Raw genomic sequence first — 13,590 nt, 5'->3', positions numbered from 1 at the left:
TCCCGGGATGCCGCAGCAAGGCGAAATAACAGACGCGAACTGCTGAAAAAGCTGACGCTGTGAGAATGTACGTCTGTGCCGGCCTCACGCTGCCCAGGCGTTGTCGTCTTGCTGCCCTTCGACGAACCGCTTTGCCCATGGGTGCATCGCAGAACGCGGTCGTCACACGAATCGGCTGAGCGTCGCCGCACAAAGAAGATGCAGCAGCGCCGCGGCGACCGCGCACCGCTTTTCAAGGCCCAGCATGTCGAGCCCGACGGCCTTTCCAGCTCGCTTGTGTCAATTCTCGTTTGTGGCTCGGCTTCCCCACGCGCTCCAGATGCACGGTGCATCTTCGTCCCGTTGTCACGAATCGAACGCTGCGCGGTGGATCGGCCGGCCTCTCAGACGGTCTCGAACAATATCGGCATTCGCAATTGCAGCATCAGCAATGCAGCATGTCGACTTTCCGACAACGCATTGATGTTGATAGTGAATGGCATATCGCTTGCAATGCACAATACGCCTCGCTATTGCAGCGCAGAAATTTCTTTGGAGTGCCACATGCTCGGAATTGGAAGTAAGCTGCCCTCGTTCGAAATCGTCGGCGTGAAGCCCGGTTTCCAGCTTCATGAGGAGAAGGGCGAAAGCGCCTTCGAGACCCTGACCGAAACCAGCTTTCCTGGAAAGTGGAAGGTCATCTTCTTCTACCCGAAGGACTTCACCTTCGTCTGCCCGACGGAGATCGCCGAGTTCGCTCGGCTGGCAAAGGACTTCGAAGACCGCGACGCCGTCGTGCTCGGCGGCTCCACGGACAACGAGTTCTGCAAGCTGGCCTGGCGCCGTGACCACAAGGACCTTCACAAGCTGCCGATCTGGCAGTTTGCCGACACCAAGGGGTCGCTGGTCGACGGTCTCGGCGTGCGCTCGCCCGACGGCGTGGCCTATCGCTACACATTCGTGGTCGATCCCGACAACACCATTCAGCACGTCTATGCGACCAATCTGAACGTGGGCCGCGCGCCGAAGGACACGCTGCGGGTGCTCGACGCGTTGCAGACCGACGAGCTCTGCCCCTGCAATCGCGAGGTCGGCGGCGCCACTCTGAAGGTCGCCTGACCGTGTCCATCGAGCAGCTCAAGGAGCAGATTCCGGATTTCGCCAAGGACGTCAGGCTGAACCTGTCGTCGATGGCGTCGGACGAGAGCCTGTCCCCGCAGGCCAAATACGGCCTGTTCGTTGCCTGCGCGATCGCCACCCGCAACCCGACCGTGACAGCGGCGCTGGAAGCGGTGGCGGCGGCACATCTGTCGGCGGCGGCATTGACCGCCGCCAAGACGGCCGCCGCGCTGATGGCCATGAACAACGTGTATTACCGGTTTGTGCATCTCGCCACGAACAAGGAATACGCGACGATGCCGGCGCGGCTGCGCATGAATGCGATCGCCAATCCGGGCGTCGACAAGGCCGATTTCGAGCTCTGGTCGCTGGCGGTGTCGGCGATCAACGGCTGCGGGACCTGCATCGATGCCCATGAAAGGGTTCTGAAGGAGGCCGGCGTCAGCGCGGCGTCGATCCAGGCCGCGGTCCGCTTCGCGGCCATCATTCAGTCGGTCGCCGTCGCAATCGAGGCAGCGGCTGTCACCGTGCCGTTAGCGGCCGAATAGAAAACGATCGACATGTGATTGCGGCCGGCATCGTTCGGCCGCATTTGCTTTGGACAACTCGCTCAATAGTTGTGGCGTAAATTCATTCCGTGGTGCGGTTGGCGCCCATGCTAACCGCCTGTCGTCCCGCCCGCACGCGCATCGTGGCGGCACCATGATACTTCAGGCACCGTTCTCGCCTCGGGTAGACATCAACATAAATTCGCGTACAGCGTGTGTTTTGACAATGGGCCTGGCCGGGAAATTTCCACGGAATAGCCTTACCCGCTCACCCTTCCCGCCAAGAACATTGATCAGCTTAGGGGCCAAGCAACCCCGATTGTGACCAGCGCGCGCAAAATGGGTGGCGCGCATCGCGGAAGGAAACTGATCTGCCAGTCCCGGCAGAAGCGTTGGCGATATCGCGGCTCGCCTGGTGATGCTAGCTCGGTTGGATCACGCGCGCCTGACGCCCTGAAGATCTCTTCCGCGACGCGGGTCGTGGAAGACAGGAGGCCTAGTAATGAGTGCTCCAGTTCAGAATGAACCGGCCAAGCCGACTCCGCCTTGGGCCAATGAGGAGCTCCGGAAATACGCTCCGCGGCGACATCAGAGCGATGGGGGACTGCCTGTCCAGGACTCGAGCCCCTTCAGCCCGCTGCCGTCCCATCTGGTCGCACGGCAGAACGCCCTGACCGCGACACCGAGCGTGACAGACCTTGTCGATGAGGAATTCCGCCGTGGTCTGCTGAGCGCAAAGCTCGACCCCGTCGTCATGCCCCTCCCTCCGGTGGACTCAGACCGGACATCTCGTCTGGGCGCCATCGTCAGGATCGGAGCCGCCATCGGCATCGCTGCGTCGGTGGCCATGATGGTCGCGAACGTGGTGACGCTGGACGATGGTGGATCGGAGCGGAGCCGCAAGTCCCCGATCATGCCGGCGGCTGTGCTGGAAAGTCTTGCCCAGATCGACCCCGCCGAAGCGAAGATGGCCCAGGAGGATCCGCCCGCGACTGCCGCCATCATCGCGTCAGCCAGCCCGGACGCTGGCCCGCGTCCGTGGCCCCCGACATCATCGGCAGCAGCGGCCACCGCCGCTCCCGCCCCTGCTGCCCTGGCCGCCTCCAATCCCGTACCCGCGGCTTCTTCCGTTCCGCCGCGCCCGACCATGCCGTTGCCGCGCGAGGAGGTCGAGTCGCTGATGAAGCGAGGCCGTGATCTGCTGTCCGCGGGGGACGTGGCCAGCGCGCGCCTGATCCTCACCCGACTCTCCGATGCGGGACATGCCGACGCCTCTTTCCTGCTCGCACGGACCTATGATCCGATCGAGTTGACGAAGCTGAGGCTGCTCGGAGCCGTGCCCGACCCAGCCAGGGCAAGGACTTGGTATCTCAAGGCCGCTGAGCAGGGCTCTCCGGAAGCCAGTCGCCGCGTCCAGCAATCAGCCGTGCGATAGGACCCGCGCGACGCAGCCGACGATAATATCGACCGGCGTGCCGCCCCGGTCATGATACTGCGCCGCTGCCAGGCTCTCGGGGTCATGGCACGGAGCGGCGCCGACAGAAGTACCACGCTGGCCAGCCTCAACACAGATGCGCCTTCAAGCTGCAGCGGATGCCGGTGTGATGCGGACCTGGACGTCGCATGGTCGCGCCAGATAGGGGGCCGAGGTGACCAGCAGGTCGGCGCCCGCCGCCGCATAGGCGGCCGCATTCTGTGCGTTGACCCCGCCGGCGGCGGCGATGATCGGCCGTATCTGCAAGGCGGCCATCGCGCCGACGCGCCTGACCAGCGCCTCGATATCAGCGGCCGGAAATTTCTCGGCCTGGATGACATCGAAGCCGGCCACAGCCGCGGCGACCGCCTGCTCGATCGAGGTGACCTCGATGACGAGCCGCTTCTCCGGCGCGGAGCGCCGCAACCGCTCAGCGACGGCGGCGAGCGGCATGTCGCCAAGAAAGGCCCGATGCTCGGGAAACACAAGGATCGTCTCCGACAGGCCGAGCCGATGCATGATCGCGCCCCCCGCCTTGACCGCCGCCACCGCGAACTGCTTCGCGCCCGGAACGTTCTTGCGCGTGCAGGCGACGGCGATGTCCGGGTTCACCGTGCGCGCCGCACGCACGATCGCCTGGGCTTCCGTCGCCACGCCGGACCAGATCTCGATCAGGGTCTGCGCCACCTTCCAGCTGCGCAGCAAGCCGGCGGCCGCGCCCTCTGCGCGCAGGATCGGACTGCCATTCTCCAGTACCTTTCCACTCGCGGCGAGCAGATCGACTTTGCAACCGGTGAGCGCGATCAATGCAGCGGCCTCTTCCGCCAGCGCCAGGACCATCCGGTCGCGCGCAACGAACTGCATCTGGCCGGGCGCGGCACCGATCCCGAGCGCCTCTGTCGTCAGGTCGCCATAGGGAACGTCATCACGAAGCAGGGTCTCCAGGTCATATCGCGGAACGCTGGTCGGCACGCACGACACTCCTCTTTGTCTCTGATCTTTGTCTCAGGGCCACAACCTCGATATAGTCGCATCCGGCTGCTCGCCGCCGATCGCCGGACCATTCGGGCCGGAATCGTCGAACGACATCGCAGCAGTCACCCGAGGTTGCCCGTGATGCCACGCGATCGTCTACCCGCCGAGCTTGATCCTCCCCGTCTCGCCGCCGTCCTCTACGGGCCGGGCGACGATGCCGATGTTCTGCTGGACGATTTCGCCCAGGGCCTCCTGCAGCGCGGCGTGCGGGTTGGCGGCATCGTCCAGCGCAATACGCGAAACGACGTCGGCCGAAAGAGCGGGATGGATGTGATCGACCTCGGCAATGGCGACACGATCTCGATCTGCCAGGATCTCGGCAGCGGATCGACAGCCTGCAAGCTGGACGCCGCAGGGCTTGCCGAAGCCGGCATGGCCGTTCACCGCGCCATCGCCGCGCATGCCGACCTCATCGTGATCAACAAATTCTCCAAGCAGGAGGCGTCCGGAAGCGGACTGCGCGGCGAGCTCGCCGATGCCATCACCTCCGGCATTCCGGTTCTGACTGCCGTGCCGCAGAAATGCATCGAGGACTGGCGGAGCTTTGCCGGCGAGTTCGGCACGCTGCTGCCGCCGTCCCGATCCGCAATGGATGAATGGTGGCTCATGCTGAGCTCAAAGGCGGGCAGCGTTCGCTGAACGCCGTCTCGGCCACCCAACTCATTTCCGCAAGCTTCATTCTATTTGCCGATCATCACGTCCGAGGACTTGATCACGGCCGACACACTGTCACCGACAGCGAGCCCAAGCTCCTCCACCGCCTCATTGGTGATGGCCGAGAAGACCGTCAATCCAGGGGCCAGCTCGACCTTGACATGAGCTGTCGTGGCTCCCTTGGCGACGGAGATGACTTTCCCCGGCAAGACGTTTCGTGCGCTCAGCTTCACGTGCTGCTCTCCTCATCCTCGGCAGCACCGTTGCTGCAGCCAGATGTCAGCACAGAGAGCGCCCGGACTCAATGACCTATATCAACTTCGATACAGCACCTGCCGAGCGCTGATTGCCGAGAGCATCTGTCCGATCCGGCCGGCTCTCAGCCGAACTTGAACAGCACGCCATAGCCGCCGCGCGGATAGCTCCATTCGATATCGCCGCTGGCTTCGCCGATGACGCGGCACGTGCCGCATTCGATGCAGCCATCAACCGTGATCTCGACCTGGCCCGAATCGTTCAGCTCATAGCAGCGCGCCGGACAGGCCTTGAGCAGCGCCTTCAGCTGCGGGCTCGGCGTGGTATGCGGACGGACCTTGATATGGGCCCGGCCGGGATCGACCTGATAGCGATTATAGAACAGCTTGTCTTCGACCCTGACAGCGACATCCGTGCTCATCTCTGATCTCCCTTGGCCCAGTTGTTTCGTTCACTTCAGCTATCAGCGCCACGCCCGCGCGAAGCGGAACGCGTCTCCGAACAGGCCTGTCCAGGACCTCGCGCTCACAAACGAACGCAGGGTGCTGCTCTCCTTCTCCTTCTTCGGCGTGCCGTCGACACGCACGAAGTTTTGCATCGCCTTCGAGACCAGCTGCGGATAGGTCAGGAAGAAGTTCTGCGACTGGTTGTGCAGCAGCGCAGGCATGTCCTTGTATTTCTTCAGATCCTTGATGACGAAGGACTCCTCGAGCATCTTCTTGTAGAGCGCGAGGTTTTGCTTCGTCATTGGATCGCGGCGCGATTTCACCTGGAAAATCGCCTCCGCCGCGATCCGACCCGAGGTCATCGCCAGGTTCGAGCCTTCGCGGTGGATGGCATTGTTGAGCTGGGCGGCGTCGCCGACCACGACCCAGCCATCGCCGCAGAGCTCCGGGATCGCGTTATAGCCGCCCTCGGGGATCAGATGCGCCGAATACTCCTTCACCTCCGAGCCTTCGATCAGCGGCGCGACCGACGGGTGCTTCTTGAAGTTCTCGAGCAGGCCGTAGGGCGTCTCGCCGGTCTTCTGGAAGTCGGAGACGAGGCAGCCGATGCCGAGCGAGATGCACTCTTTGTTGGAGTAGATGAAGCCCATGCCGGTCATGCCGCGGGAGATGGTGCCAGCCGCCTCGATCACAGCGCCCTCATCGCCCTTCAGGTTGAAGCGCGCCTCGATCGTCTCGCGCGGCAGGAAGTGCATCTCCTTGACCGCCAGCGCAACATTCTCCGGCTTCGGCCGCTCGCGCAAGCCGGCACGGGTGCCGAGCAGGCCGTTGACGCCCTCGGCAAGCACCACCACGTCGGCGTGGATCTCACCATCGCGCCGGTCGGTCCTGACGCCGATGACCTTGCCATAGGCGTCCTGCGCCAGCTCGGTCACCGTGGTCTCGCAGAGCACGATCGCGCCCGCTTCCTTGACCTTCGACGAGAACCATTTGTCGAACTGCGCCCGGATGATGGTGTAGCGGTTCGGCTTCTCCTCGTTGAAGTCGTCCGACTTGTAATGCAGGCCGACATGCGACTTGTCGTCGAGCATCCAGAACCGCTGCTCGACCAGATGCCGCTCCAGGGGCGCTTCCTCGCGGAAGTCCGGGATCAGCTTCTCCAGCATGTCGGCATAGAGAATCGCGCCCTGCACATTCTTCGAGCCGGAATATTCGCCGCGCTCAAGCTGCAGCACCTTCATGCCGCGCTGGGCCATGGTCAGCGCTGCTGCATTGCCCGCCATGCCGGCGCCCACGACGATCGCGTCGAAACGTTCCTCGATCATTGCCCTGCTCCCTCTCTGGTGCCTAGCTTGCGATACGGTCGCGTGAATGCGGCGATAGCCGCGCGCGGAATGCCTCGGTGAGCGCCGGCAGCAGCCGGATCGCGTCGGTGACGATGCCGACATGCGCGAAGTCGAAGATCGGCGCGTTCTTGTCGGTGTTGATGGCGACGATCAGGTCGGCGCCCTCGACGCCCACCCGATGCTGGATGGCGCCGGAGATGCCGGCGGCGATGTAGAGCTTGGGACGGATGGTCTTGCCGGTCTGGCCGATCTGGCGGTCCGAGGTGACCCAGCCCTTCTGCACCAGCGGCCGCGAGCAGCCGAACTCGGCGCCGAGCACCGCCGCCAGTCCCTTGACCAGTTGGAAATTCTCCGGCGAGCCCAAGCCCAGACCGCCGGCGACGACGACATCGGCATAAGCGAGGTTGGACTTGGCGGAGTCGCGATCCGGAATGAAGGACAGCACCTTGGTGACGATGTCCTCCTCGACGAGGCCGAGCTTGTGCTCGATGATCCGGGTCGCGGGCTTTTCCACGCGGTCGGGCATCGGCATCACCCGCGGACGCACGGTCGCCATCTGCGGCCGGTAGTTCAGCGTATAGATGGTGCACAGTAGCGAGCCGCCGAAGGTCGGCCGCGTCGCCGCCAGCGAGCCGTCGGCGTCGACGTCCAGCTCGGTGCAGTCGGCGGTCAGACCCGTGAGCAGCGTGGTCGCCACGGAGCCTGCGAGGTCACGGCCGAGCGTGGTCGCTCCGAGCAGCAGGATCTCCGGCTTGAAGGTGTTGACGGTGTCGGTCAGCGCCTTGGTGTAGGCCTCGTTGCGATAATCGCCGAGAACCTCGTCGGCAACGATATAGGCGAGATCAGCGCCGTAGCAGAACGATTCCGCGGCAGCGTGCTGGACGGCTTCACCGGGCGGTCCGATCACGACGGCTGCAAGGTCGACCTTCAGCTTGTCCGCGAGCTTGCGGCCGGCGCCCATCAGTTCCCAGGACACGGGGTGAACCTGTCCGCGCTCCTGCTCGATGAACACCCAGACGTGCTTGTAGGCTTTGAAATGCTCCGGCAGCTCCTTCTTGGTCGCGGCGCGACCGGCTGCGGCAGGCGGTGCTTTGGTGGGTTCGCTCATGGTCGTCGTCCCGTTGAAGCTCGATGTCCGAAACCGAAGTCTGATGGCAAAGTCAGAAGCCGTGCGCCGACGAAATCAGCTCGGCCTCGAGCTTCGGCTGACGCTTGAACAGCTCTTCGATCAGCGTCTCCGCCGGCGGTCGATTGGCGAAATCGACGATGGTCGCCTTCTCGGCCCGGGCCGACGGCGCGAACACGCGCTTCACGATGGTCGGCGAGCCCTTCAGGCCGCACTTCGAGATGTCCTCGACCCCCGCGTCCTTGGCGCTCCAGGTCACGATCTGCGCGCGCGCAGCGCGCAACGCATCGGCCATGGCGCCGCGGCGGATCTCATTGGTCGCCTCAAGCATCGTCACCAGGCATGGCAGCTTGGTCTTGAGCACCTGGACGCCGCCTTCCGAACGGCGCTCGGCCTCGATGGTCCGCGCGACCGGGTCGACCTCGTTGATCTTCGCCACATAGGTCAGCTGCAGCAGGCCGAGCCGCTTGGCGATGCCGGGACCGACCTGGGCGGTATCGCCGTCGATGGTCTGCTTGCCGGTGAACACGATATCCGGCGCGCCGAAGGTCTCGCTGATCTTTCGAATGGCGGTCGCCAGCGCGTAGGTCGTGGCCAGCGTGTCGGCGCCGGCAAAGAAGCGGTCCGTGAGCAGCACGGCACGATCGGCGCCGTAGGTCAGCGCGCGGCGCAGCGAGTCCTCGGCTGATGGCGGTCCCATGGTCAGCACCGTCACTTCGCCGCCGAACTTGTCACGCAGCTGCAGCGCCGCTTCGAGCGCAAACAGGTCGTAGGGATTGATGATGGTCGGCACACCCTGACGCATGATGGTGTTGGTGACCGGATGAACACGGATCTGCGCGGAGTCCGGGACCTGCTTGATGCAGACGACGATATGCATGCGATCACTCCGGTATGTGGGCCTGCGATGAGGACAGCAATTGTCGTACCAGTTTTCGTCGCAGCGAATATCGAGCCAGATTCAACAGCTTGGCGCATAGACCTGAGTTGTTGCTCAGAATTGGCGCGGAGGTCCGACACGTCGCAAGCAACACGCGTCGGGAATGCGACAGGAGCTGAACAGCATGTCGATTGCCGTCAAAGCAGAAGCGCCGCCAGTTGAACTGGCGGCGCCTCTGGATGCCCTGATGAGTTCGTCTGTTACTTGAGCGTGGTCAGTGACACGAAGGGCTTGGGCGCCGGCTTCGGCGGCGCGACGGCTTCCTTGAGCACCTTGAAGACACGCTGATCGAGCGGCGACGAGACGACAAAGTCCTGATAGGCCTGCTCCAGGAACGATTTGCAGCGCGAGGAAATCTCCTCGTTGGAGACGTCCGAGAAATCCTCGCTGACGAGATATTGGCCCATTCGCCTAAGAATGTGCAGCCGGCAGACGTTCAGCACCTTGGGATCATAGTCGACGTTTAGCAGCTTGAAGAACTCTTCCGCTGCCGAGGTCTTCTTCAGCTCGTCGAGAACGTTCGGTGTTGCCGCGGTCATCGTTTTGCTCCTTGGGTCAGAATCGGGTCAACCTCGCATCCGTTGATCGGCGCCGGCGGCGGCGGCCCCTGGCGCACCTTTTGCCGGACATGCGCGAGCTGCGCCTCGAGGAACTCGATCCGGTCCAGCATCACCGACAGCGCCTCGCCAACCGGATCGGGCATCAGATGGTGATCGAGATCGATGCGGCCGACGGTGCGGCGGTGGGTGAACTCGGGGCGCACCACCTTGGCCGGGATGCCGACCACGGTGACATCCGGCGGCGTGCTCTGGATGACGACAGAATTCGCGCCGACGCGGGTGCGCGGTCCGATCGTGATCGGTCCGAGGATCTTGGCACCGGCCCCGACGACGACACCGTTCTCCAATGTCGGATGCCGCTTGCCCGGCGACCACGAGGTGCCGCCCAATGTCACACCGTGATACAGTGTGACGTCGTCGCCGACCTCGGCCGTCTCGCCGATCACGACGCAGGCGCCGTGGTCGATGAAGAAGCGGCGGCCGATCTCTGCGCCCGGGTGAATGTCGACATTGGAGAGGAAGCGTCCGAGCCAGGACAACAGACGCGCCGGGAAGCGCCAGCCATGGATCCACAGCCGGTGGGCGAGACGATGCCAGATCAGCGCGTGGATGCCGGGATAGGTCAGCAAGGTCTCGATCTCGCTGCGCGCCGCGGGATCGCGCGAGCGGACGCAGCCGATGTCCTCACGGATCAATTGGAGCAGCGACGGCGGGCGCATATCGGCTGCGACGGGCTTGGCAATCGGCGTGTCGACGATGTCGCTCATGATCAGGCAAAGCTCGCTAGCGGGTGATCGCAGACTTCGCGCCAGATGGCGGCGACGGCTTCCTTCGGCACCGGACCCTTGTGCACGACCGCATGCTTGCGCACGCGGGCCAGGATCCGCTGGGCCTGGTCGGCGCTCACCGGCAGGCGCAGATCCGACAGCAGCGAGGTGATCGCCGACAGGCCGGAATGCTTGCCGATCACAATTCGGTTGGAGCGGCCGAACAGCATCGGATCGAGCGCCTGGTAGGTCCGCTGATCCTTCAGCAGGCCATCAACGTGAATGCCGGATTCGTGGGTGAAGACGTGCTCGCCGACGATCGCCTTGTTGAGCGGAATGGCACGCGCCGCGGCGGCTGCGACGACATTGGCGACACGATCGAGCTCAGCCAGCACGATCCCGGTCTCGCGCCGGTAGAGCTGGCGCAGGGCGACGGCGACTTCCTCCAGCGGTGCGTTCCCGGCGCGCTCGCCGAGGCCGATCACGGTGACCGATGCATGCGTCGCGCCGGCCTTGACCGCGGCCAGCGTGTTGGCGGTGGCGAGGCCGAGATCGTCATGACCGTGAAACTCGATCTCCAGATCCGTGGTCGCGCGCAGGGCATTGACCAGCGCAAACGTCGCGTCGGGATCAAGCACGCTCAGCGTATCGGCGACACGGAAGCGTCGCGCGCCGAGTGCCTTGGCCGTGGCGATGACCTCTGCCAGGAAGCCGACATCGGCGCGCGACGAATCCTCGCCGCCGACGGCCACATCCAGTCCGCGCTGGCGCGCGTAAGTAACGACGCGCTTGAGCAGTTCCAGCGCAGCACTGCGGCCACCACCGAGCTTGGCCGCGATCTGCACGTCCGACGTCGGAATGGAGACATTCACCATCGACACACCGGCCGCGATCGCGGCATCGACATCCGCCTCGCGCATCCGGCACCAGCCGATGATGGTTGCCGGCAGACGGGCGTCGACGATCGCGCGGATCGCGGCGATCTCGTCGGCCCCCATCGCCGGCGTGCCCGCCTCGATCTCCGGAACGCCGGCCCGCGCCAGGGCGCGGGCGATCGCGACCTTCTCCGCGAGCGCGAAGGCGACACCGGGCGCCTGCTCGCCATCGCGGAGCGTGGTGTCGTTCAGGATGACCCGGGGCATCGGGCTCCGAGAGACCGTACTCCCTTCGGGTGAGCGGGCATCTTGGGCATTCCTGGGCCCGCGCGGTCCGAAGACGTCAGGCATTCACTTGCTCCGTCGCAACCTGTGACGGCCGCCAGAAGCATGACGCTCGATCGCGGCCCACAGGCTCCTCAGCAACCGCCATGCCACCGCCGGACCTGGCCTCAATCGGTTGAAGATGTGATGTTTTTCGTCGCCGACCGCATTGTCGGATTCGTAACAGGGTCGGAAATCCAACGTCAGGGATGGCCGGCGGTGCGCGCAGCCTCGCAGCCGTGGCGGCCGGCCGCGGTGTCAGGCGTGCCGCCTGCGGCGCAGGTGAATGATGACGTCGATCCGCTCCATGCCATAGCCTGGCAGCGGCTCGGGCAGTTGATCGAACGCGACATGTTCGGGGACGTCGACGAGCACGCCTTCGTCCTCATAGAAGAAATGCGGATGCACCGTGGTGTTGGTGTCGAAGAACGACCGGGAGCCATCGACACCGATCTGCCGCAACAGCCCGAGCTCGACGAACTGATTGAGCGTGTTGTAGATGGTCGCCTGCGAGATCTTCATGCCGCTCGCCACGGCGGCGGCATAGAGCGCGTCGGCCGTGATGTGACAATCGCCATTGCCGAACAGAATCCGGCTCAGCTGCTGGCGCTGCTGCGTCGGCCGCAGCCCGGCCTTTCGCAAGGTGTCCTCGCAACGGCGCACCAGCGTCTCGCCCGCCTCGCAGGTGTCAGCCGCGGGGCACAGGCCGCCGTCACCGTTGCACGGGGATCCAAGCTGGGCGTCCAACAACATCGTTGCAATCCTCGAACTCACATGGCCGCGCTTGCGGCCGCCTCCTGCAGCGCGACCTCGCGGCGCCGCTCCGCCATCCGGCTCTCGCCGCCCTCCTCGCCGAAGCAGAGCTGAAAATCGTTGCATTGGGTACAGACCGGCGTCGTGCACATCACGAAGCCGTCGTCCTCGCACAGCATGCGGTAGAAGAAGCGCTTCCAGCGCATGTTTCGGGTGTTGCGGCTGGCCAGCGGCGCGAAATGACGCATCAGCAGCCGCGACAGTTCGGAACGCTCGCGCAGGCCGAGATCTTCCCAGAGATGGTTCGGCTCCATCGCGCGCCGCGCGACCATCGCCGCGAGCCAGCGGCTGGTGTCGCCAGGGGTTGAACGCTGAGCGGCGAGCAGATCGCGCACCATCGTGATCTCGTCATCGTCAGGCGCAGGGGCGGCGCCGTTGATCGGCAGCCAGGAGGAATCGATCGATGCCGCGGGAAACAGCTGCGCCAGGAGCGTGATCAGCTCGATCGTGGACAGCCCTGCCCGTTCCGCCAGCGTGCCGTGCTCCATCGCAGCGACGGCGAGGATGGATGCGATCACGTGACGGTCGAAGCTGGCATCGTCGTCGATGCGGGCGTCATCGGGATCGACACCTGTCAGCAAGCGGTAGATCTGGCGGCCACGATGCTGACCGCTGCATCCGAGGCCGCCATCATCCGGCGACGACGGCAGGCCGGAGGACACCGAGCGCGAGACGTCCACGATGGCAATGGTCATAGCGTGATCCCCTGCGGCCTGCGACGGGACTTGCGAAGAGGTACCGGCCTTCCGACGGGAGGAAGGCCGGTACCAAGACTGCTTAAGCCGTTGCGGCGAGTTCGGCGGCAGTCTTTCCGATCTGGCTCTCGTCCACCGCCTTCATGATGCCGTGCTCCATCAGCATGTCCTCGAGCTCGTCCATCGTGATCGGCGTCGGGATGATGCCCTTGCCGGCGTTGCCGTGGATCTTGGTCGCCAGGTTGCGGTAGTGGTTGGCCTGAACCGACTCCGGCGCGTATTCCAGCACAGTCATGCGGCGCAGCTCGGCGTGCTGCACGATGTTGTCGCGCGGCACGAAATAGATCAGCTGGGTGCCGAGCTTCTTGGCGAGAGCCTCGGCCAGCTCGAGCTCCTTGTCGGTCTGGCGTTCGTTGCAGACCAGGCCGCCCAGGCGCACGCCGCCGGAGTTCGCATATTTCAGAATGCCCTTGGAGATGTTGTTGGCGGCATACATCGCCATCATCTCGCCGGACATCACGATGTAGATCTCCTGCGCCTTGTTCTCACGGATCGGCATCGCGAAGCCGCCGCAGACCACGTCGCCGAGCACATCGTAGGACACGTAGTCGATGTCCTCATAGGCGCCGTTCTC

16 protein-coding genes are annotated in these 13,590 nt (G+C 64.5%); 4 read left to right on the top strand and 12 right to left on the bottom strand.

Annotated elements, in window-relative coordinates; genetic code table 11:
* Positions 1-543 precede the first annotated feature (543 nt).
* The 3 genes from HL671_RS25695 to HL671_RS25685 all read left to right on the top strand — a co-directional run bounded on the left by HL671_RS25695 (position 544) and on the right by HL671_RS25685 (position 3,081).
* On the top strand, positions 544-1,098 hold the full coding sequence (locus HL671_RS25695) for a peroxiredoxin (protein WP_012045765.1): 555 nt from the start codon (positions 544-546) through the stop codon (positions 1,096-1,098).
* A gap of 2 nt (positions 1,099-1,100) precedes the next feature.
* The gene (gene ahpD, locus HL671_RS25690; RefSeq protein ID WP_172239924.1) at positions 1,101-1,646 is read left to right on the top strand and encodes an alkylhydroperoxidase, AhpD family; all 546 of its coding nucleotides are present in this window, start codon (positions 1,101-1,103) and stop codon (positions 1,644-1,646) included.
* Between the two features lie 688 nt (positions 1,647-2,334).
* Complete coding sequence (locus HL671_RS25685; protein ID WP_244424153.1) at positions 2,335-3,081, top strand: SEL1-like repeat protein; 747 nt, start codon at positions 2,335-2,337, stop codon at positions 3,079-3,081.
* A gap of 144 nt (positions 3,082-3,225) precedes the next feature.
* Here the strand turns inward: HL671_RS25685 and modD are convergent, their stop codons facing one another.
* Positions 3,226-4,092: a ModD protein gene (gene modD / locus HL671_RS25680; protein WP_041750928.1), complete on the bottom strand. Its 867-nt coding sequence runs from the start codon at positions 4,090-4,092 to the stop codon at positions 3,226-3,228.
* Positions 4,093-4,236: 144 nt separating this feature from the next.
* On the opposite strand from modD, the gene HL671_RS25675 reads away from it, so the two are divergent.
* On the top strand, positions 4,237-4,794 hold the full coding sequence (locus tag HL671_RS25675) for a DUF2478 domain-containing protein (RefSeq protein ID WP_172239918.1): 558 nt from the start codon (positions 4,237-4,239) through the stop codon (positions 4,792-4,794).
* A 41-nt stretch (positions 4,795-4,835) separates the two neighbouring features.
* On the opposite strand, the gene HL671_RS25670 is transcribed toward HL671_RS25675, so the two are convergent.
* The 11 genes from HL671_RS25670 to HL671_RS25620 form a co-directional block, all read right to left on the bottom strand.
* Positions 4,836-5,042: a TOBE domain-containing protein gene (locus tag HL671_RS25670; protein ID WP_012045770.1), complete on the bottom strand. Its 207-nt coding sequence runs from the start codon at positions 5,040-5,042 to the stop codon at positions 4,836-4,838.
* Positions 5,043-5,188: 146 nt separating this feature from the next.
* Positions 5,189-5,485, bottom strand: coding sequence for a ferredoxin family protein (locus HL671_RS25665; RefSeq protein WP_006609708.1), 297 nt, complete (start codon positions 5,483-5,485; stop codon positions 5,189-5,191).
* A 42-nt stretch (positions 5,486-5,527) separates the two neighbouring features.
* Positions 5,528-6,835, bottom strand: a complete 1,308-nt coding sequence (locus HL671_RS25660) for an FAD-dependent monooxygenase (protein ID WP_012045771.1) — start codon at positions 6,833-6,835, stop codon at positions 5,528-5,530.
* 22 nt (positions 6,836-6,857) lie between these two features.
* Positions 6,858-7,964 (bottom strand): electron transfer flavoprotein subunit alpha/FixB family protein, encoded by a 1,107-nt coding sequence (locus HL671_RS25655; protein WP_012045772.1) that lies wholly within the window; start codon positions 7,962-7,964, stop codon positions 6,858-6,860.
* Between the two features lie 52 nt (positions 7,965-8,016).
* Positions 8,017-8,862: an electron transfer flavoprotein subunit beta/FixA family protein gene (locus HL671_RS25650; protein ID WP_172239915.1), complete on the bottom strand. Its 846-nt coding sequence runs from the start codon at positions 8,860-8,862 to the stop codon at positions 8,017-8,019.
* A gap of 260 nt (positions 8,863-9,122) precedes the next feature.
* Positions 9,123-9,461, bottom strand: coding sequence for a nitrogenase stabilizing/protective protein NifW (gene nifW / locus HL671_RS25645; RefSeq protein ID WP_012045774.1), 339 nt, complete (start codon positions 9,459-9,461; stop codon positions 9,123-9,125).
* Positions 9,458-10,249 (bottom strand): serine O-acetyltransferase, encoded by a 792-nt coding sequence (gene cysE, locus HL671_RS25640; protein WP_012045775.1) that lies wholly within the window; start codon positions 10,247-10,249, stop codon positions 9,458-9,460. The genes nifW and cysE overlap by 4 nt, the downstream gene beginning before the upstream one ends.
* Before the next feature lie 2 nt (positions 10,250-10,251).
* The gene (nifV, locus tag HL671_RS25635; RefSeq protein ID WP_172239912.1) at positions 10,252-11,391 is read right to left on the bottom strand and encodes a homocitrate synthase; all 1,140 of its coding nucleotides are present in this window, start codon (positions 11,389-11,391) and stop codon (positions 10,252-10,254) included.
* A gap of 315 nt (positions 11,392-11,706) precedes the next feature.
* Entirely contained in the window at positions 11,707-12,201 is a 495-nt protein-coding gene (gene irrA / locus HL671_RS25630; RefSeq protein WP_172239909.1) for an iron response transcriptional regulator IrrA, read from the bottom strand.
* 17 nt (positions 12,202-12,218) lie between these two features.
* Positions 12,219-12,956 (bottom strand): nitrogen fixation protein NifQ, encoded by a 738-nt coding sequence (locus HL671_RS25625; RefSeq protein ID WP_012045779.1) that lies wholly within the window; start codon positions 12,954-12,956, stop codon positions 12,219-12,221.
* Between the two features lie 82 nt (positions 12,957-13,038).
* Positions 13,039-13,590: P-loop NTPase family protein (locus HL671_RS25620; RefSeq protein ID WP_470287772.1), on the bottom strand; the 552-nt coding region annotated here is incomplete at its 5' end.

Source organism: Bradyrhizobium denitrificans, from assembly GCF_013179005.1.
GTDB lineage: Bacteria > Pseudomonadota > Alphaproteobacteria > Rhizobiales > Xanthobacteraceae > Bradyrhizobium > Bradyrhizobium denitrificans.
Note: the sequence above shows the minus strand (reverse complement) of the source record. Positions and strands in the feature narration are given on the sequence as shown.

Bases quoted from the DNA above. Each gene is read 5' to 3' on its own strand.
- HL671_RS25695 (WP_012045765.1), top strand. From the start codon at position 544: ATGCTCGGAATTGGAAGTAAGCTGCCCTCGTTCGAAATCGTCGGCGTG.
- HL671_RS25675 (WP_172239918.1), top strand. From the start codon at position 4,237: ATGCCACGCGATCGTCTACCCGCCGAGCTTGATCCTCCCCGTCTCGCC.
- HL671_RS25665 (WP_006609708.1), bottom strand. From the start codon at position 5,485: ATGAGCACGGATGTCGCTGTCAGGGTCGAAGACAAGCTGTTCTATAAT.
- HL671_RS25660 (WP_012045771.1), bottom strand. From the start codon at position 6,835: ATGATCGAGGAACGTTTCGACGCGATCGTCGTGGGCGCCGGCATGGCG.
- HL671_RS25655 (WP_012045772.1), bottom strand. From the start codon at position 7,964: ATGAGCGAACCCACCAAAGCACCGCCTGCCGCAGCCGGTCGCGCCGCG.
- HL671_RS25650 (WP_172239915.1), bottom strand. From the start codon at position 8,862: ATGCATATCGTCGTCTGCATCAAGCAGGTCCCGGACTCCGCGCAGATC.
- nifW (WP_012045774.1), bottom strand. From the start codon at position 9,461: ATGACCGCGGCAACACCGAACGTTCTCGACGAGCTGAAGAAGACCTCG.
- cysE (WP_012045775.1), bottom strand. From the start codon at position 10,249: ATGAGCGACATCGTCGACACGCCGATTGCCAAGCCCGTCGCAGCCGAT.
- nifV (WP_172239912.1), bottom strand. From the start codon at position 11,391: ATGCCCCGGGTCATCCTGAACGACACCACGCTCCGCGATGGCGAGCAG.
- irrA (WP_172239909.1), bottom strand. From the start codon at position 12,201: ATGTTGTTGGACGCCCAGCTTGGATCCCCGTGCAACGGTGACGGCGGC.
- HL671_RS25625 (WP_012045779.1), bottom strand. From the start codon at position 12,956: ATGACCATTGCCATCGTGGACGTCTCGCGCTCGGTGTCCTCCGGCCTG.